Raw genomic sequence first — 19,746 nt, forward strand, 5'->3', positions numbered from 1 at the left:
CCATTATCGACCGGCTCTGAGGAGAAGGCATGACAGCTGAGCTACTGGTTAATATCACACCGTCTGAAACGCGGGTTGCCTATATTGATGGCGGCATCCTGCAAGAGATCCATATCGAACGCGAATCCAAGCGCGGCATCGTCGGCAATATTTATAAAGGGCGCGTAAGCCGCGTGTTGCCGGGCATGCAGGCGGCATTCGTCGATATCGGCCTGGATAAAGCGGCCTTCCTGCACGCTTCCGATATCATGCCGCACACGGAATGTGTCGCCGGCGATGAGCAGAAAAATTTCCACGTGCGTGACATTGCCGAACTGGTGCGCCAGGGACAGGATCTGATGGTCCAGGTGGTGAAAGATCCGCTCGGTACCAAGGGCGCACGCCTGACCACCGACATCACTTTGCCTTCGCGTTACCTGGTGTTTATGCCGGGGGCGGCGCACGTTGGCGTTTCGCAGCGTATAGAAAGTGAAGCCGAGCGCGATCGCCTGAAAAAAGCGGTGGCCGGTTACTGTGATGAGCTGGGCGGCTTTATCATCCGCACCGCGGCTGAAGGCATTGGCGAAGAAGAGTTGGCGCAGGACGCCGCTTTCCTCAAACGCCTGTGGACCAAGGTGATGGAGCGTAAAAAACGCAACCAGACCAAATACAAATTATACGGTGAGTTGGCGTTGGCGCAGCGCATTTTGCGTGACTTCGCCGGCGCGGCGCTGGACCGGATCCGCGTGGATTCCCGCCTGACCCACGATCTGCTGGTGGAGTTTACCGGTGAGTACATCCCGGATATCACCGCCAAGCTGGAGCTGTACACCGGCAGCCAGCCAATCTTCGATCTGTACGACGTCGAAAACGAGATACAGCGTGCGCTGGAGCGCAAGGTCGAGCTGAAGTCCGGCGGTTATCTGATCATCGATCAGACCGAGGCGATGACGACCGTGGATATCAATACCGGCGCCTTTGTCGGCCACCGCAATCTCGACGAAACCATCTTCAATACCAATATCGAAGCGACCCAGGCCATTGCCCGCCAACTGCGGCTGCGCAACTTGGGCGGCATTATCATCATTGACTTCATTGATATGAATAATGAAGAACATCGCCGTCGAGTATTGCATTCGCTGGAGCTGGCGCTGAGTAAAGATCGGGTAAAAACCACGATCAATGGTTTCTCTCAGCTAGGCTTAGTGGAAATGACGCGTAAACGTACACGGGAAAGCATTGAACATGTGCTGTGTAACGATTGTCCTACCTGTCAGGGACGCGGCACGGTGAAAACAGTGGAAACCGTGTGCTACGAAATTTTGCGTGAAATTGTGCGCGTGCACCATGCTTATGATTCAGATCGTTTCCTGGTTTACGCCTCTGCGGCGGTGGGTGAGGCGCTGAAAAGCGAAGAGTCCCATGCGCTGGCCGAAGTGGAAATCTTTGTGGGCAAGCAGGTGAAGGTACAAATCGAACCTTTATACAGCCAGGAACAATTTGACGTTGTCATGATGTAGTTCGCCCGTTGGTGGCTAAAGTCAGACATGAGTGGGGCTCAGCATACTGAGCCCCATCGTGCATAGATATTCCCGTTGCCAGGCAGCGGAAGCAAGGAGAACTGCGTGAGGCGACTGCCTGGGATTTTGTTAGCTACAGGCGCCACTCTGATTGTCATCGTGGCGTTGCTGATCAGCGGGCTGCGTCTGGCGCTGCCTGAACTGAACAACTATCGCCCTCAATTGCTGGCAAAGGTTGAAAGCCTCTCCGGCGTGCCCGTACAGGTCGATTTCATCCAGGGCAGTTGGGAAACTTTTGGCCCACAGCTTGAAATGCGCAACGTGCGCGCCACGCTGCCCAAAAGCAATCTGAAGATTGAACGCGTGACCTTGGCGCTGGACGTGTGGCAATCGCTGCTGCATTTGCGCTGGCAGTTCCGCGATCTTACCTTTTACCAACTCCAGTTCGATCTTAACACCACGCTGGGCGGCGATGAGCACCAGGGTAGCACCATCGAACCGGGTAAAATCACCGATTTGCTGCTGCATCAGCTGGATCATTTCGACCTGCGCGACAGCCGCATCTCATTCCTGACGCCCGCCGGCGCGCGTGCCGAATTCGAAATCCCGCAGTTGACCTGGCTGAACGGCCGCGATCGTCACCGGGCAGAAGGGCAGATCAGCCTGTCGACGCTGAACGGTCAGCATGGTGTGGTGCAACTGCGCATGGATCTGCGTGATAACCAAGGGCTATTGAATACCGGCACTGTCTATATGCAGGCCGACAATATCGATATGAAGCCCTGGTTCACCCGTTGGCTGCGCGCCAATACCGGGCTGGAAAGCGCAGACTTCAGTCTGGCGGCCTGGCTGCAGATCCAAAATGGTGAAATCGCCACCGGCAGTGCATTACTGAAACAGGGGGCGGCCAACTGGAACGTGGGGACTCAAGCTCATCGGCTCGACGTGGACAATCTGGCGCTGACGCTCAGCCGTCAGGGTACCGGCTGGCAGGTGGACGTTCCGCAGTTGAACCTGGCCACCGACGGTCAGGCCTGGCCACAGGGTAAACTGTCTGCGCTGTGGTTGCCGGAAAACACCGAGTTCCTGGGCCCAGGGCAAACCGAAGAGCTGCGCGTGCGCGCCACTGACATTCAGCTTGAGCGCCTGGCCGCGCTACTGCCGACCTTCTCTTTCCTCAGCCCGGACGTGTTGGATCGCTGGAACGATCTGCAGCCGCAAGGCAAGGTCAACGCGCTGGCGTTGGATATCCCGCTGAAACAACCGGAAAAAACGCGTTTCCAGGCCCTTTGGCAGGATGTCAGCTGGCAGCACTGGAAACTGTTGCCCGGCGTGAATCACTTCTCCGGCGCACTGAGTGGCGGTGTGGAAAATGGTCGTCTGCAGCTTGATCTCAAAAACAGCACCTTGCCGTATGGCGATATGTTCCGGGCACCTCTGGAAATCAGCAGCGCGCGGGGGGTTCTGACCTGGCAGAACAACGATCAGGGCTGGGAACTGGCGAGCCAAAACCTGGATGTGAAAGCCAAATCGCTGTGGGTTAACGGTGACTTCCGCTATCAGCAGCCGGCCAAAGGCGACCCGTGGCTGAATATTCTGGCAGGTATCCGTCTGTACGACGGCGCGGACGCCTGGCGCTACTTCCCTGAGCCCCTGATGGGCAAGCATCTGGTGGATTACCTCAGCGGCGCCATCCAGGGTGGGCAGGTGGATAACGCCACGCTGATCTACAACGGTGACCCGCAGCATTTCCCGTACCGCAAAAACGAAGGTCAGTTTGAGGTGTTTGTCCCGCTGCGTCATTCCACCTTCCAGTTCCAACCGGATTGGCCGGCGTTGACCGATCTGGCTATCGATCTCGACTTCGCCAATGAAGGGCTGTGGATGAACGCTCCGCAAACCAAATTGGGTAAAGTCGATGGTAAAAATGTTAGCGCCGTCATTCCGGACTACCTGAAAGAGCGTTTGTTGGTGGATGCCGAGGTCGCGGGCCAGGGGGGGGAAATCCATGACTATTTCAAACAGACTCCGCTGCACGATTCATTGGGCTCTGCTCTGGACGAACTGCAGATTGGTGGTAATGTCAGTGGGCGCTTACACCTCGATATTCCCTTGAACGGCGAGCTGGTGCGCGCCACCGGTGAAGTTGCACTGAACAATAACTCACTGTTGGTGAAGCCTATCGACAGTGAGCTGCAAAAGGTCAGCGGCAAGTTCCGTTTTGATAACGGCAACCTGAGCAGCGATACCCTGTCCGCCAATTGGTTTGGACAGCCGGTGGCGGTGGATTTCAACACTCAGGAAGGGAAAAACGATTACAAGGTCAACGTTGGCCTGAAAGCTGACTGGCAACCGGGCAAATTCCCTGGCATCCCGCAGGAAGTGAGCGATGCACTGAGCGGCAGCGCCCCTTGGCAGGGTCAGGTGGCCATCGTATTGCCTCATCAGGGCGCGGCCAGCTATGACATTGGCGTTGATGCGGACCTTAAGAAAGTAAGTAGTCACTTACCTTCGCCATTAGATAAACCGGCGGGTGAGCCATTGCCGCTGAGCGTAAAAGTGAAAGGCGGTCTGAATGGATTCATGCTGACCGGCAGTGCTGGCAAACAAAATAAATTCAACAGCGAATGGACCTTCGCCAAACAGCAAGTCACGCTGGCACGGGCGGCCTGGCAGACCGCTGGTAGTGGGACTCCACCGCTACCGAACGGAAAATCGCTGACGCTTAACCTGCCGCCGCTGGACGGTGAGAAATGGCTGGGCCTGATGGCACCGGCGCTGAAACAAAGTGGCGGTATGGGCAAGGTGGGCGGATTTAACTTCCCGACCACCGTCGCACTAAAAACGCCACAGCTGCTGCTAGGCGGTCAGGCGTGGCATAAGCTGACGCTGTCGGCAGAGAAGCAACTGGGGGCCACGCTGGTCAGCGCCAAGGGCGATGAGGTTGACGGCAGTTTGCGGGTGGCGGACCGGGGGCCGTGGCGCGCCGATATCAATTATCTCTATTACAACCCGCAGTTTGACGCCGCTAAGAGCACTCCGACGGCGACCGCAGCTGCGCAGGTGGCCGCAGACAAGGTTTCCTTCCGCGACTGGCCGTCGCTGATGCTGCGCTGTAAGTCGTGCTGGGTGATGGGGCAGAACCTCGGCAAGGTTGAGGCTGATTTGACCAATCAGGGGGATACCCTCCTGCTGACGCACGGGTTAGTCGATACCGGCAAAGGGCGCATGACCGCCAGCGGTTTGTGGAAACAGAATGCCCAGGAAGAGCGCAGCTCGCTGAAAGGTAAACTGCTGGGTGCCAAAATTGATGAAACCGCGGCTTTCTTCGGCATCACCACGCCGCTGAAAGGCGCACCTTATGACGTCGATTTCGATCTCTACTGGCGCGGCCAGCCGTGGAAACCGCAGTTGAATACCCTGAGTGGCGCGCTGAAAATCAATATGGGCAAGGGCGAAATCGACAGCATGGGCGGCGGTCGTGCCGGCCAGCTGTTGCGTCTGGTGAGCTTCGATGCCCTGTTACGCAAGCTACAGTTCGATTTCAGCGATACCTTCGGCAAAGGCTTCTACTTTGACTCCATCCGCAGCACCTCGTGGTTGAAAGATGGCATAATGCATACCGATAACCTTTTGGTTGACGGGCTGGCAGCGGATATCGCCATGAGCGGGCAAATTGACCTGGCGCGTCGGCAGATTGATATGGAAGCGGTGGTGGCGCCGGAAATTTCAGCCACCGTCGGCGTGGCGACGGCATTCGTGATTAACCCGATTGTCGGTGCTGCGGTGTTTGCCGCGTCCAAAGTGCTGGGGCCGCTGTGGAACAAGATTTCGCTGATTCGTTACCATATCGGCGGCAGCCTGGATCAGCCGAAGATCAATGAGGTGTTGCGTAAGCCAAAGGAGGATAAGGCGTCATGAGAAATGCTAACGTTGCGTTGTTACAGTTGTGCAGTGGCGATCGGGTGCGTGACAACCTGGCCCAGATTGAACAGCAGATTAAGCAGCTCAATGCCGGGGTAAAACTGGTAATGACGCCGGAGAATGCGCTGCTGTTCGCCAACTCTGCGGCCTATCGTGAGCATGCGGAGCAACAGGGCGACGGGCCGTTGCAAAACGCGGTGCGTGAAATGGCGCGACGCTATGGCGTGTGGTTGCTGGTCGGTTCCATGCCGCTGGTCAGCCGCGAAAATCCTGCGCTTATCACTACCAGCAGCCTGCTGTTTGACGATCAGGGCGAGATCCGAGCGCGTTACGACAAACTGCACATGTTCGACGTGGACATTAACGACTCCCACGGCCATTATCGTGAGTCGGACACCTATCAACATGGCCAACAGCTCACGGTAGTGGATACCCCGGTCGGTCGGCTTGGCATGACCATCTGCTACGATTTGCGCTTCCCGGCGCTGTTCCAGGCGTTGCGAGCGCAGGGCGCTGAACTGATTTCCGTGCCTGCAGCCTTTACCCGTGTGACCGGTGAAGCGCACTGGGAAATACTGCTGCGCGCAAGGGCGATTGAAAACCAGTGTGTGATCCTGGCGCCGGCGCAGGTCGGCAGCCATGGCCCGACTCGCCGCACCTGGGGCCACTCGCTGGCGGTAGACGGTTGGGGCAAGGTGCTGGCCGAAAACGCGGATGCGGTCTCGGCGTTGAAAGTGCGGGTTGACACTACCGGCCTCAAAACGATTCGTGAGCAGATGCCGGTGTTGCAACACAACAGATTCCAGATGTCGCTGACGGCGCCGTTTGAAAAAAACTCCTCCATTAAAGAGTGAAAAAATTATGAGCCTGACGTTTGTCAGTGAGCAGTTACTTGCTGCGAATAAGTTGAGCCACCAAGACCTGTTTTCCGTCCTGGGGCAACTGGCAGAACGCCGCCTCGATTATGCCGATCTCTATTTCCAGTCGAGCTACCATGAAGCCTGGGTGATTGAAGACGGCATTATCAAGGATGGTTCTTACAATATCGACCAAGGGGTCGGGGTACGCGCCGTCAGCGGCGAAAAAACCGGCTTCGCCTATGCCGATCAGATCACCCTGAGCGCTTTGCAGCAGAGCGCTCAGGCGGCGCGCAGCATCGTACGTGACAAGGGCAACGGCCAGGTACATACCCTGGGCGAAATCAGCCATAAGGCGCTGTACCCGCTGCTTGATCCGCTGCAAAGCCTGCCGCGTGAAGAAAAAATCGCCTTGCTGCATCGCGTTGATAAGGTGGCCCGCGCTACCGATAAGCGCGTACAGGAAGTCAGCGCCAGTATCACCGGCGTATATGAGCAGATCCTGGTCGCGGCTACTGACGGCACCCTGGCGGCGGACGTGCGCCCCTTGGTGCGTTTGTCCGTCAGCGTGCTGGTGGAACAAGACGGCAAGCGTGAGCGCGGCTCCAGCGGCGGCGGCGGTCGTTTTGGCTATGATTATTTCCTGGAAATCGTCGAGGGTGACGTTCGCGCCGATGCCTACGCCAAAGAGGCGGTGCGCATGGCGTTGATCAACCTGTCTGCCGTTGCGGCGCCGGCGGGCAATATGCCGGTGGTGTTGGGCGCAGGCTGGCCAGGCGTACTGCTGCATGAGGCGGTAGGCCACGGCCTGGAAGGTGACTTCAACCGTCGCGGTACGTCGGTGTTCAGCGGTCAGATGGGCCAACTGGTGGCTTCCGAGCTTTGCACCGTAGTGGATGACGGTACTCTGCAAGGGCGTCGTGGGTCACTGGCTATCGATGACGAAGGCGTACCGGGTCAGTACAACGTGCTGATTGAGAACGGCATCCTGAAAGGCTACATGCAGGACAAGCTCAATGCGCGCCTGATGGGCGTTGCACCGACCGGTAACGGCCGCCGCGAGTCTTATGCGCACCTGCCAATGCCGCGCATGACCAATACCTACATGCTGGCGGGTAAGTCGACGCCGGAAGAGATCATCGCCAGCGTCGAGTACGGCCTGTATGCGCCTAACTTCGGCGGCGGTCAGGTGGACATCACTTCGGGCAAGTTCGTGTTCTCCACCACCGAAGCCTATTTGATTGAAAATGGCCGCATCACCAAACCGGTGAAAGGCGCTACGCTGATTGGCTCCGGTATCGAGGCGATGCAGCAGATTTCAATGGTCGGCAACGATCTGGCGCTGGATAAAGGCGTTGGTGTATGTGGCAAAGAGGGGCAAAGCCTGCCGGTGGGCGTCGGCCAACCGACCCTGAAGCTGGACACCCTGACCGTTGGCGGTACCGCGTAACCGTCTCCTGGGGCCGGATCCCGGCCCCTATCAAACGCCATTTTGCGGCCTGCATCGCATTAACGGCAATGAGTTGGCTTTGCTTAAATTAAGAGCGATTCACTGTTTTTCCCAGCCTCAGTAAATCAATAAATTAGATTTAACTATTTGAAGCTATTTTCTGCGGTTTTCCCTAAGAGCTTTCTGTATCGATTGCCCTAATTGCCTCTCCAGCTAATGATTCACAGCTTGTTACATTCTTCCTTCCGTCGTTAAAATGCTGAAAAAACACACGGATGATCTTCTGAATGGATTCAGTGACTCAACGACTTTCGACAGCTTTGCTGTGCATTTTCTTTTCCTCCGCGGCGGGCGCTAACCTGCTTAGCCCGGCAGATCGTGACACCATTCAACAACAGCAGCGTGAATTGCTTGAGCAAAACCAGCAGCAGCGGCAGGAGCTGCAACGTAGCCTGACGCCGGCCTTGCCGCCCCCTGCATCACCCAACGCCAACGCTGGCGGACCTTGTTTTAGCATCACCCATATCCGGCTGGAAGGCGCGGATCATCTGCCCGCCAGTGCACAACGTAAACTCACGCAGCCTTATCTGCAGCAATGTCTGAATCTGGGCCAAGTCCAGACGCTGGTGCAGCAGATCTCCGATTGGTATATCAACCGTGGCTATATCACCAGCCGCGCATTCCTGACCGAACAGGATCTGTCGCGCGGCGAGCTGCGGTTGCTGGTGCTGGAGGGCAAGCTGGAGAACGTTCTGCTGGAGCAACGAGACGATCGCATGCTGAAAATGGCCTTCCCGGGCCTGCAGGGCAATATTCTTAATCTGCGTGATATCGAACAGGGCATGGAACAGATCAACCGACTGCGTCAGCAGCCGGTACAGATAGAAATTCTGCCGGGTAGCCGGCCGGGTTACTCGGTGGTCAATCTGAGCGCCAAACCTGAATTTCCTCTGACGCTGGGAGCAGGGTTCGACAACAGCGGGCAAAAAAGTACCGGTGCCGGTCAGATCAACGGATCGCTGACCGGCAATAACCTGCTGGGGCTGGCGGATCAATGGTTTGTCGCCGGTGCCCGTAGCAGCGATTTCGCCAACGATCGCAATGCGCGCAGCGTGCAGGCCGGCCTCAGCTTGCCTTACGGCTACTGGACGCTGGATTACAACTATTCCTACAGCGACTACCTGGCTACCCTCAACAACCAGGGCTTTGACTGGCGTTCCAGCGGTGACAGCCAGATCCATCGGCTGGGCGTTTCGCGGGTGTTGTTCCGTGACGGCGAAATGAAAACCGGCCTGTCGCTGGGGGTCACGCACCGCATCAATCGCAATTATCTCAATGACACCCGGCTGGAAAGCAGCAGCCGCAAACTGACCAGCGTGACGCTGGGTGTTAGCCACAGCCAAAAGCTGTTGGGCGGTTTCGCCACCCTGAACCCGGCTTACAGCCGCGGGGTGCCGTGGCTAGGGGCAGAGAACGACAGCGGAAAAATCAAGGAAGCCCCCCGCGCCGAATTTCATAAACTTTCGCTTTCCGGCAGCTACTACCTGCCGCTGGCGCAAGATTGGACTTATCTCACCAGCCTGTACAGCCAGTGGAGCAATCACCGCTTATACGGCAGCGAACGTCTGACCATCGGTGGTGAGAGCTCGGTACGTGGTTTCAAGGAGCAGTATCTTTCCGGTGACAAGGGCGGCTACTGGCGTAATGAAGTTAACCGGGCGCTGGTGACCTTGCCGTATGTCGGCAGTATTAACGCCCTGGTGGCGGTGGACGGCGGCTATCTGCACCGTGACGCGCTGGATGCCAATGCCTCGGGGACGCTGTGGGGCGGCGCCCTGGGCCTGGGGAGCCGTAGCCGCTATTTCAGCAGTCAACTGACCGTCGGCTGGCCACTGGCTTACCCGGATGGAATGAAGCCGGATCGTGTTTCGGTCTATTACCGGGTCAATATCGTAATTTAACGCTAACGCACAGGAAGGTTTCAAGGATGAAACATAATGATAATCAAAACCTTAATACCACGCAGCGCCTGCTGAGTTATACCCTGTGCACATTGCTGGCGGGGCAACCGTTGCTGCCTGTACTGGCCGAGGGCATTAACGTAGCCGAAGGCAATACCCGAGTGGATCAGGCCGCCAATGGTGTGCCGGTGATCAATATTGCCACGCCGAACCAGGCCGGTATTTCGCATAACAAATACAACGATTTCAACGTTGGCAAAGAGGGGACGATCCTCAACAACGCCACTGGCCAGCTCAATCAGAGCCAGCTTGGCGGGCTGATCCAGAACAACCCCAACCTGCAGGCCGGCGGGGAAGCGCAGGGCATCATCAATGAGGTGGTGGCACCGAACCCCTCACAGCTGCGCGGTTACCTGGAGGTCGCGGGCAAGCAGGCCAGCGTGATGGTTGCCAACCCCTATGGCATCACCTGCGACGGCTGCGGCTTTATCAATACCCCCAACGCGACGCTGACGACCGGCAAGCCGGTGCTGGGTGCTGACGGCAAGCTGCAGGCGCTGGAAGTCACCCAGGGGGCAATCACCATTCAGGGTAAAGGGCTGGACGCCGGCAAGAGCGAAAAATTTGCCTTGATCGCCCGCGCAACCGAGATTAACGCGCAACTGCACGCCAAGGACCTCAGCATCACGCTCGGGGCCAACCGGGTAGATGCTACCGGCAAGGCCACGGCGATTGCAGGCAGCGGCGACGCGCCCAAGGTGGCGATTGATACTGGTGCGCTTGGTGGCATTTACGCCAACCGTATCCACCTGGTCTCCAGTGAAAAAGGCGTTGGGGTCAACCTCGGCAACCTCAACGCGCGTGAGGGCGATATTCAATTGGATGCCAATGGGCAACTGCGGCTGAATAATACGCTGGCAGAGGGGAGCCTGAATGCTACGGCGGCAGGAATGACGCTGAGCGGCAACCATAAGACTGGCCAGGCGATGAGCCTGAACAGCCGGGGTGAACTGGCTCTGGACAAGGCCGCGTTGAACGCCAAAGGCGATATGCAGCTTACCGCCGCAGGCAAATTGCAGGCGGGCAAAGCCAGTACTGACGGCAAACTGCAGTTGACCGCAGACACCCTGAGCAGCGCTAAAGACAGCAGCCTGACTGCCGAAGGCGACATCAATATGACGCTTAACGGTGACGGCGACTGGCAGGGCGTTCTGACCGCCGGGCGCGATCTGCACCTGCAAGCCAATAACCTCAGCAGCAGCGGCCAGCTGGCCGCCAACCGCGACAGCCACATTCAGACACAGGGCCTGGACAACAGCGGGCGGATACAGGCACAGGGCACGCAGACGCTGATCGGCGAACGGCTTGAGAACCGAGGGCAGTTGCAAGCGGGCGGTGTTCAGCGGATTACGGCTAAAAGCGTCGGTAACCAAGGGGCCATCGGGGCCAGGCAGCAGCTTGAGCTGCGCGTGCGCGACAAGCTTAACGTGGCAGGTTCCCTGTCTGCAGATGGCCTCTTAACCGTACAGGCCGGGGAATTCTTGCTGGTGGGCAGCGCCAGCGGCAAGCAGGGCATCACCCTCAACGGCGGCATACTGAGCACAGTTGCAGGCTCATCGCTGCTGAGTGATAGCGATATTGTCATTCAGGCTAATGACGTGCGGTTGGGTGGGCTGCTTTCCAGCGAACTCGCCCTGACGATGGACAGCCAGAATTTGTCGACCACCGCAGGCGCCCGCACCCAGGCCAAACAGGGCATGGCGTTAAAAATTACGCAGGATGCGCAGTTGGCGGGCGTGTTTAACACCTTGGGGGATTTGAACTTTTCCGCTGCGACTGCCGATAACAGCGGCCAAATCAACGCACTTAACATTGACTGGCGCGGTGGTTCACTGCGCCAGCGAGGGCATCTGCAGGCCGATAATGGCTTCACGCTGAAGGTAAATCGGCTCGATCAACAAGGCGAACTGCTGGCCGGCAAACGGCTGACGGTGAATGGCACAACCCTGATCAACAGCGGGCAGATCGGCGCCTCCGGGGTGGAGCTGAACTTTAGTGAAAAGGTGGACAACCAGGGCAAGCTGGTGGCGGACAATACGCTGACGTTAAAGGCTCCAACGTTAAACAATACCGGCACCCTCGCGGCAAACAGCATGAAGCTCACGGCGCAAGACGTGGAGAACAGTGGGCTGATACAGGCCAAGGGGCTGGCGGAGATTACAGCGAAAGATCTGCAAAACCGCGTGGCAGGGCGAGTGCTGGCCGGGGGGGCGTTGGCGCTGCAGGGGGAACGGTTGAATAACGCCGGTAAGTTACAGGGACAGAACATTGATATCGGCGTACAAGGTTGGGCCAACACTGGCAGTACCCTGGGGGAAAATGGGCTGACGGCAACGGTTGAACAGACATTGCACAACAGTGGGCAAGTGTTGAGCCAGGGGCCACTGAAACTGACGGCTGCCACGCTGAAAAACGACGGCAAGGTATTGAGCGAAGGCGCATTACAGCTTTCGGCCGACAGCATCAGCAATCAGGGGGAAGCGCAGGGTGCGGCGACCACCGTCACGGCCAACACGGTGAACAACAGCGGCAATCTGATTGGTCTACGGCAGTTGGCGTTGCAGTTGCAAAAGGATCTGAACAACACAGTAAGCGGCAAGTTGCTCAGCGAAGGGGAACTGACGGTAGGGGCGGCGACAGTCGAAAACGACGGAGTATGGCAGGGCGACAGCATCAGGCTGGCGGCTCAGCAGTTGGATCATAAAGGCGTGTTGCAGGCGGGCACGGGAGGGATCCATTTGGATCTCAGTGACAGCCTCAAGACGGAAACCAGCAGCAAGATCTTCTCCAGTGGGAAAACGGATCTGACGGCGCAGACCTTGAACAATCAGGGTCATGTACAGGCGGGCGAGTTGACGTTAAAAGCCGCTGAACTGACCAACACCGGCAGGCTGCAGGGGCAGAAAAATCTGGAGGCCAAGCTGAGTGGCATATTCCATAACCTGGCTGGTGGCACGGTACGCAGCCTGGAAACCCTGCGGGTAGAGGCGGCAGAGCTAAACAACGCTGGGGATCTGCAGGGAGATGGCGGCAGCGTATTGCGGTTGGATCGCCAGTTGATCAACTCAGGCAAAATGATCGTCGGCGGCGCACTGGATCTTCAAGCGCCTTCGCTGAATAACCTTGGCTGGCTGCAGGCTAATAGCCTGACGTTCAGGGGCACCCGGTTGGATAACAGCGGCACATTGAGCGGTATCGGCGATACCCGGTTTACGCTCGATGTTCTGAATAATATGGGAACCCTGCAGGGCGGCAATTTAACGCTACAGACAGGCAGCCTGGATAATACCGGCACGCTATTGGCGACAAGCCAGATGAGCGTTAACGCGCGGCAGATTGATAACCACCAGAACGGCAAGCTGTTCAGCGGTGGCGATGCGACATTGGTGAGCAGCCTGCTGAATCAGTACGGTCAACTGGTGGCGCTGGGCAATATTACGCTGACGTTAAAGGAAGCCTTCACCCAGAATGGCACCTTGGCGGCAGGTAAAAAGCTGACCCTGAGCAGCGACGACGATGTTGTGCTGCTGGGTACCCTCCAGGGGCAGAGCATCGATGTGCGTAGCGCTGGCCAACTGACCCATGCCGGTACCCTGCGCGGCGGAAGCGGCGACGTGCGGATCGAAGCCGCCGGCATCACGCAAAACAGCACCGCCAGTCTGCAGTCGGGGGGCTGGGTACAGTTGCTGAGCCGTGGCGATATCAACAATAACGGGTTTATCGGTACCGCCGGCAATTTGCTGCTGAGCGCGGCTAACCATCTGCTCAACACCGGCATGTTGTACGGCGGTGGCGATGTGCAACTGTTGGCGGAACGTATCACTAACCAGCATGGCGACGTCCTGGCGGGCAACAACCTGTGGATGCAAAAAGACGCGGCCGGCAATGCCAGCAGTGAGATCGTCAACACCTCCGGCACCATCGAGACCGAAAATGGCAATATTCAGATCAACACCGCGCATTTGCTCAATCAGCGTGATGGCTGGTCGGTGAGCACCGAAAAGCAGACGACGGCGAAAGATCCGCTGTGGAACGGCCAGACGCTGGTCAATATGAAACTGGGGGATTTGGCTGAAAGCGAGCTCGGTTATTACATCAAAACGGTGCGCACCGGCGGCAGCATGGGGCATGGCAACGGTTCCGTTGATGATTACTATTATTTAGCGCCTAAAGCGCCTGCCATTGATAAAAAGATCCTGGTTGAATCATCCAGCGTAACCGTCACTGCGAACGGGGGCGCTGGGCGAATTGCCGCAGGAAAGGACATTGTCGGCACCATTACGCGTTTTGACAATATTGCCAGCGACATGCTGGCCAATGGTGATATTTCGCTGAGTGGCGGCTCGCTGAATAATGAGAGCACCCAGGCAGGAAGTCAGAATAAATACCTGAATTACCGTTATGACGGCGAAATCGCACAGTATGATTTCGACAAGCACCGCTCGTTGGCTGACTTCAAAAAGAGCGGCCATTACATCCGTGATAACGTCAATACCCCCATTCAGTACCGCTTAACCGGACAGCCAGAGTACCAGAACGAAAACACCGCTGTTTATCGCAGCGTGATCCAGGCCGGTGGTGCCGTTAACGTCCATTTTACCGACGATATCAGCAACAGCATGGTGACACCGAACGCCGGCAGCCTGAGCCATACCCTGGCTAGACCAACATTGGACAGCCTGCAGCAGCCGGAGGCTATCAGCGGTGTTCAACAGCAGGATCTGGCGGCGGATCAGAGCGTTGCCTTCGGTTCAGCGGAGTGGAAAGACAACCTGCAGGCGGCCCTGGGCTCGCTGGGGAATAACGCCGTAGCCTTGGCGGACTACCCACTGCCGGGCGGGGATAGCGGCCGTTTTGTCGTCAGCGCGGATCCCAATAGCCCATACCTGATCACCACCAACCCGAAACTGGACGGCCTGGGGCAGTTGGATAACAGCCTGTTCAACGATCTCTACGCCATGCTGGGCCAACAGCCGGGTGCCGCTCCGCGTGAAAACGACCGCCGTTTTACCGATGAAAAACAGTTTATCGGTTCGGCCTACTTCCTCGATCGACTGCGACTTAATCCGGACTACGACTATCGGTTCCTGGGGGATGCGGCGTTCGATACCCGCTATATCAGCAACGCCATGCTCAGCCAGACCGGCAAGCGCTATCTCAACGGTATCGGCTCCGATTTGGCGCAGATGCAGCAGTTGATCGACAACGCCGCACAAGTGCAGAGCGGCCTGAACTTGCAGTTTGGCGTTAGCCTGACGCCGGGCCAGGTTGCGCAGTTGGATAAAAGCATCGTCTGGTGGGAGAAGGTAACGATTAACGGCCAGACGGTGTTGGCGCCAAAACTCTATTTGGCCAAAGGTGACGCAGCCCAGCTCAATGGCAGCGTGATCACCGGCAATATCGTTAACCTGAACGGCGGCAGTATTCGTAATGACGGCAGCTCGCTACAAGGTGGTGAACGGCTCAACGTTAATAGTAAAACGGGTATCAGCAACCTTAACCAGGGGCTGTTCGACGCCGACGGCAATTTGCAGCTCAGCGCCATTGGCGATATCAGCAATATCGGCTCGACCATCAGCGGCAAGCGGGTCGTGATTGAAAGTCTGGATGGCAGCATTATCAATAAAACTCAGGCTCGCCAGTGGGATGCCACAGGGACTCAGGGCGGCCAGACGTTGTCGCTGTCGCGTACCGAAGTTGGCGATACTGCTGTCATTAGCGCAGAAGATGCGTTGATCATGCGTGCCGACAAAAATATCGATGTTATCGGCGCGAGGATCGCCTCTGATGGCACGATGAATCTGCAGGCGACGGGTGATATCAACCTGCTTGTCAATCACACGGAATCCATTGATAAAACCAGTAATAGCGAGCGCATCAGCAGCGGTGCCGATCGCAGCATCATCACCAGTAGTGGGAATATGACGCTACATGCCGAGCATGATTTGAACTCGCAGGCGGCGGTGTTGGTGGGTGACGGCGACATCCTTCTGAGTGGCAAGCGAGACGTAAATCTTAACAGCGTGGAAAACCGGGAGTATCAGGCAAGCCACGGCGGCGGCCAGCTGCGGGTGAAGGAGTCCATACGCCAACAGGTCACCGAAATCGCCGGCGGCAGTTTGCGCGTTGATGCTGGCCAGGATGCCATCTTCGAGGGTACTCAGGCACAGGTAAGTGGAGATTTGGTGGTTAACGCCGACCGTAATATCGTGGTGGACAGCGTAACTGAAAGTGACTACAGCTTCTTCGAAGAGACTAAGGTCAAGAAAGGGTTTATGTCCAAAACCACCACCCATACGGTGGAGGAGGACTACGCGACCCATGAGAAAGGAGCGGTACTAAGTGGCGACAACGTTTTACTCAACGCCGGTAACGACCTGACAGTACGGGGTTCGACGATAGTGGGTGACGGCCAGGTCACATTAAAGGCCGATAATACCATCGATATTTTTGCCGCCACCGAGGAGCAATCCCTTTACCGGCTGAACGAGAAAAAAACCAGCGGCGTGTTCAGCGGTGGCGGCATCGGCGTGACCATCGGCAGTAAATCTTCTCGTCATCAATTGAACGAAGATGGTACTACCCAAAGCCAGAGCGTCAGCACCATAGGTTCGACCGGCGGCAGCGTGGATATCGAAGCGCGCGGCAAGGTGCATATCAGTGGCGCAGATGTGATTGCGGATAAGAATCTGTCGGTGACGGGGGATAGCGTCCATATCGACCCGGGTAAGGATATTCGTCGTCGTGACGAAGCCTTCGAACAGAAACAGAGTGGCCTGAGTCTGGCGCTGTCCGGTACGGTGGGCAGTGCGATTAATAGTGCGGTGACAACGGCCCAACAGGCAAAGCAGGAGACCGATGGTCGACTGGCTGCCTTACAGGGGGTCAAAGCGGCATTATTCGGCGTGCAGGCCGCTCAGGCGGGTCGACTGGCAAAAGTCGGCGATACCGATACTGAAGAAGGCAGCATGGTGGGGATCAGTATTTCTCTTGGCGGCCAGAAATCGTCGTCGAAACAGCATCAGGAACAAACGAGCATCGCCGGTTCAACATTCAGTGCCGGTAATAATATGCAGGTGACTGCAACCGGCAAGGGCAATACTGCTGACAGCGGTGACATTGTCGTTGTCGGCGGTCAGTTTAAAGTGGCGGGCAACACCACCGTGGTCGCCGAGCGTGACATCTTGCTGTTGGGCGCAGCCAATACTCAGAAGACCGAAGGAAGTAACAAGAGCAGCGGCGGCAATATCGGCGTCAGCATTGGCGTGGGAAAACAGACGGGATTGAGCGTCTTCGCCAATGCCAACAAAAGCCAGGGCAGTGAGCATGGTGATGGAACGTTTTGGACTCAGGCGAAGATAGACACCGTTGGCGTGCTGTCACTGCGCAGTACCCGGAATACTCTTTTGTCAGGGGCACAAATCAGTGGCGAAAGGGTGGAGGTGGATACCGGCGGTAACCTGATAATGCAAAGCCAGCAGGATAGCGACAACTATGACGCCAAACAAAGCAGCGTCAGTGGTGGTGTCAGTGTGGCTATCATCGGTGCTGGCGGCTCGGGGAGTCTGAGTATGAGCCATGACAAATTGCACAGCAATTATAACAGCGTGCAGGAGCAAACCGGTATATTTGCCGGCAAGGGCGGCTATGATATTAAGGTTAACCAGCATACGCAGTTGGACGGTGCGGTCATCGCCAGTACTGCCGCGCCAGAGAAAAACCGTCTTGATACCGGCACCCTGGGCTTCAGTGATATCCATAATCAGGCGGATTTCAAGGCCGAGCATCAAGGGGGCAGCATCAGCAGCGGCGGCCCGGTGGGGTCAGATCTGCTGACCAATCTGGCGGGCGCGGCCCTTTCCGGCGCGGGCAATAGAGGGCATGCAGAAGGCACGACCAAGGCTGCGGTGTCGGGCGGTAGCGTGGTTATTCGCGATCGGGCCAACCAGCAGCAAGATGTGAATGCGTTGAGCCGGGATACGGATAACGCCAATGGCAGTATCGGGGCGATCTTCGACAAGGAGAAAGAGCAGAACCGGCTGAAGCAGGCGCAGCTGATCGGCGAAATCGCCGGGCAAACGATGGATATTGTCCGCACCCAGGGTGATATCAATGGATTGCAGAAGGCAAAGGACAAGCATCCGGGGCTGGATGCGAAAGCGTTGCGTAAAACGCCGGAATATCAGGCCGAGATGCAGAAATACGGCACCGGCAGCGATATGCAACGGGCCGCACAGGCGGTAACGGGCGCGCTGCAGGCGTTGGCGGGGAACAATTTGGCCGGCGCTTTGGCGAGCGGAGCGGCACCGTATCTGGCGAAAGAAATCAAGGCGCGGGTCGGTGAAAATAACGTGGCAGCGAACGCAATGGCGCATGCGTTATTGGGGGCGATAACTGCGCAACTGAACAACCAGTCTGCGGTAGCCGGTGCGGTGGGTGCGGGCGGTGGCGAGCTGGCCGCGCGGGTGATAGTAGAGATAAGGTTCCCGGGCCGTGACATAAGCAGCCTGACAGAAGGTGAGAAGCAGGAGGTCAGTGCTTTGAGCCAACTGGCCGCAGGACTGGCAGGGGGGATAGCTTCAGACAGTACGGCAGGGGCGGTAGCGGCTTCGCAGGCCGGTAAGAATGCGATCGAGAATAACTTCCTGAGCGTGTCTGAAAAGACAGAGCTCGAGCTGGCGAAGCAGAAGCTCCAGAACAGTAAAGACCCGGCAGAGCGTGAGCAGGCCCAGCAGAAAGTTAATGAACTGCGTGAAAAGGATATCGCCAGCGACAAGAAGGTGATCGAGGCCTGCGGAAATGGTGCGGCAGCCAGTGCGGCCTGTGGTGCGGCGAGACTGGAGGTTATCGCGGCCAAGGGTGAGTATGAAACCGGGCCGTATAACTCGAAGGTGAGCCAGCAATACGCGGATGCTTACGGCCAGATAGTGAACCTGCTGAATATCACCAGTGTTGATGCGCAGAATCAGCAGCAGATCCAAGACGCACTGATCAACTTCTTTATGACCACGAAAGGGGTTGATTACGCAACAGCCAAAGATTACGCCGAGTTGAAGCAAGGAGCCGATATTATTGTTGCTTCGGTCACTCCGGTACTTGGCGCGGCAGCGGCGAAACAACTTGGCAAGATTGTAGATGCGAATGTGAAGGTCGTTGCGAAAGGAAATGTTGATGGTAATAAGTTCAGTGATACTAACCAGGGAGCAAGGCCTTCACAGTTAGCCGATTTTAATAAACCGACTCTCATCAATGATGTTGTGCAGGCTAAGATAGATAAGCGCCCGGATAAAAATTACCCTAATGGAAACATGGGAACAGCCCATGCGGAAGTGGGAGTGATCCAGCAGGCTTATGATAAGGGAATGACTCAAGGGCGCGAAATGGCAATGAGCGTAGCAGGGAAAGAAGTCTGCAACTATTGCTTGAGTGATGTAAAGGTCATGGCAGAAAAAGCAGGGCTTAAATCACTGACAATTTATGAAGAGTCAACAGGTAACGTTCTGTTCTGGCAGCAGGGTATGAAAAAAATAGAAAATAAGGGGCCTGCAAAATGATAATAAAATATGAGCTTTCTCGTTTATGTTCTGGTGAGGAATATGTCAGAAATGAATCCCCTTTGTGGTCTGATGTGCTCGATTTTTTAAATGTTCTGAAGAATAGCAGCGGTAGCGTAAATATCAGGATTATTAATGCTCCAGATACCGGGCCAGAGAGACTCAGTGTTGAGGCAGAGAATGGTTTTTATCTAGTTACTTTGCTGGAATATGATGAGTCTGGAGGTGATGTAAGATCCATTTGGGATAATACGTCATCATCAAGAGATAGTATCATTATCCTTGGTAATCACTGGCCTGAGCGTCAGCTTACAAAAGACTTCGATCTTGTTGTCAGGATCTTTAAGGAGTTCTTCGATACTGGCAATGTATCAACGGATCTTCTGAACTAATCTACTCCCCCAGCCTTGGCCGGGGGAGTGTTATCAAGCCCTAAAAACC

The 19,746-nt window shown here is 56.6% G+C and carries 7 protein-coding genes; all 7 read left to right on the forward strand.

The genetic code is table 11. The annotated features are described in order from the left end of the window. Nucleotides 1–29 precede the first annotated feature (29 nt). The 7 genes from rng to ACMGG1_RS01750 all read left to right on the forward strand — a co-directional run bounded on the left by rng (nt 30) and on the right by ACMGG1_RS01750 (nt 19,697). Nucleotides 30–1,499 carry a ribonuclease G gene (gene rng, locus ACMGG1_RS01720; protein WP_020832068.1) on the forward strand — a complete coding sequence of 490 codons (1,470 nt, stop codon included), beginning with the start codon at nt 30–32 and terminating at the stop codon, nt 1,497–1,499. Nucleotides 1,500–1,604: 105 nt separating this feature from the next. Beyond that, nucleotides 1,605–5,420, forward strand: coding sequence for an AsmA2 domain-containing protein YhdP (yhdP, locus tag ACMGG1_RS01725; RefSeq protein WP_414161115.1), 3,816 nt, complete (start codon nt 1,605–1,607; stop codon nt 5,418–5,420). Further along, nucleotides 5,417–6,277 (forward strand): deaminated glutathione amidase, encoded by an 861-nt coding sequence (gene nit1 / locus ACMGG1_RS01730; protein ID WP_020832065.1) that lies wholly within the window; start codon nt 5,417–5,419, stop codon nt 6,275–6,277. The genes yhdP and nit1 overlap by 4 nt, the downstream gene beginning before the upstream one ends. A gap of 7 nt (nt 6,278–6,284) precedes the next feature. Beyond that, nucleotides 6,285–7,730 (forward strand): metalloprotease TldD, encoded by a 1,446-nt coding sequence (tldD, locus tag ACMGG1_RS01735; protein WP_414161116.1) that lies wholly within the window; start codon nt 6,285–6,287, stop codon nt 7,728–7,730. A gap of 287 nt (nt 7,731–8,017) precedes the next feature. After that, nucleotides 8,018–9,691: a ShlB/FhaC/HecB family hemolysin secretion/activation protein gene (locus ACMGG1_RS01740; RefSeq protein WP_414161117.1), complete on the forward strand. Its 1,674-nt coding sequence runs from the start codon at nt 8,018–8,020 to the stop codon at nt 9,689–9,691. A gap of 26 nt (nt 9,692–9,717) precedes the next feature. Beyond that, complete coding sequence (locus ACMGG1_RS01745; protein WP_414161118.1) at nt 9,718–19,305, forward strand: hemagglutinin repeat-containing protein; 9,588 nt, start codon at nt 9,718–9,720, stop codon at nt 19,303–19,305. Then, nucleotides 19,302–19,697 (forward strand): DUF6911 family protein, encoded by a 396-nt coding sequence (locus ACMGG1_RS01750; RefSeq protein WP_130017025.1) that lies wholly within the window; start codon nt 19,302–19,304, stop codon nt 19,695–19,697. Before ACMGG1_RS01745 ends, ACMGG1_RS01750 begins: the two co-directional genes overlap by 4 nt. Nucleotides 19,698–19,746: the final 49 nt, after the last annotated feature.

The organism is Serratia sp. BNK-12, from assembly GCF_047456085.1.
GTDB classification, from domain to species: Bacteria; Pseudomonadota; Gammaproteobacteria; order Enterobacterales; family Enterobacteriaceae; genus Serratia; species Serratia liquefaciens.

Bases quoted from the DNA above. Each gene is read 5' to 3' on its own strand.
- rng (WP_020832068.1), top strand. From the start codon at position 30: ATGACAGCTGAGCTACTGGTTAATATCACACCGTCTGAAACGCGGGTT.
- nit1 (WP_020832065.1), top strand. From the start codon at position 5,417: ATGAGAAATGCTAACGTTGCGTTGTTACAGTTGTGCAGTGGCGATCGG.
- tldD (WP_414161116.1), top strand. From the start codon at position 6,285: ATGAGCCTGACGTTTGTCAGTGAGCAGTTACTTGCTGCGAATAAGTTG.
- ACMGG1_RS01740 (WP_414161117.1), top strand. From the start codon at position 8,018: ATGGATTCAGTGACTCAACGACTTTCGACAGCTTTGCTGTGCATTTTC.
- ACMGG1_RS01745 (WP_414161118.1), top strand. From the start codon at position 9,718: ATGAAACATAATGATAATCAAAACCTTAATACCACGCAGCGCCTGCTG.
- ACMGG1_RS01750 (WP_130017025.1), top strand. From the start codon at position 19,302: ATGATAATAAAATATGAGCTTTCTCGTTTATGTTCTGGTGAGGAATAT.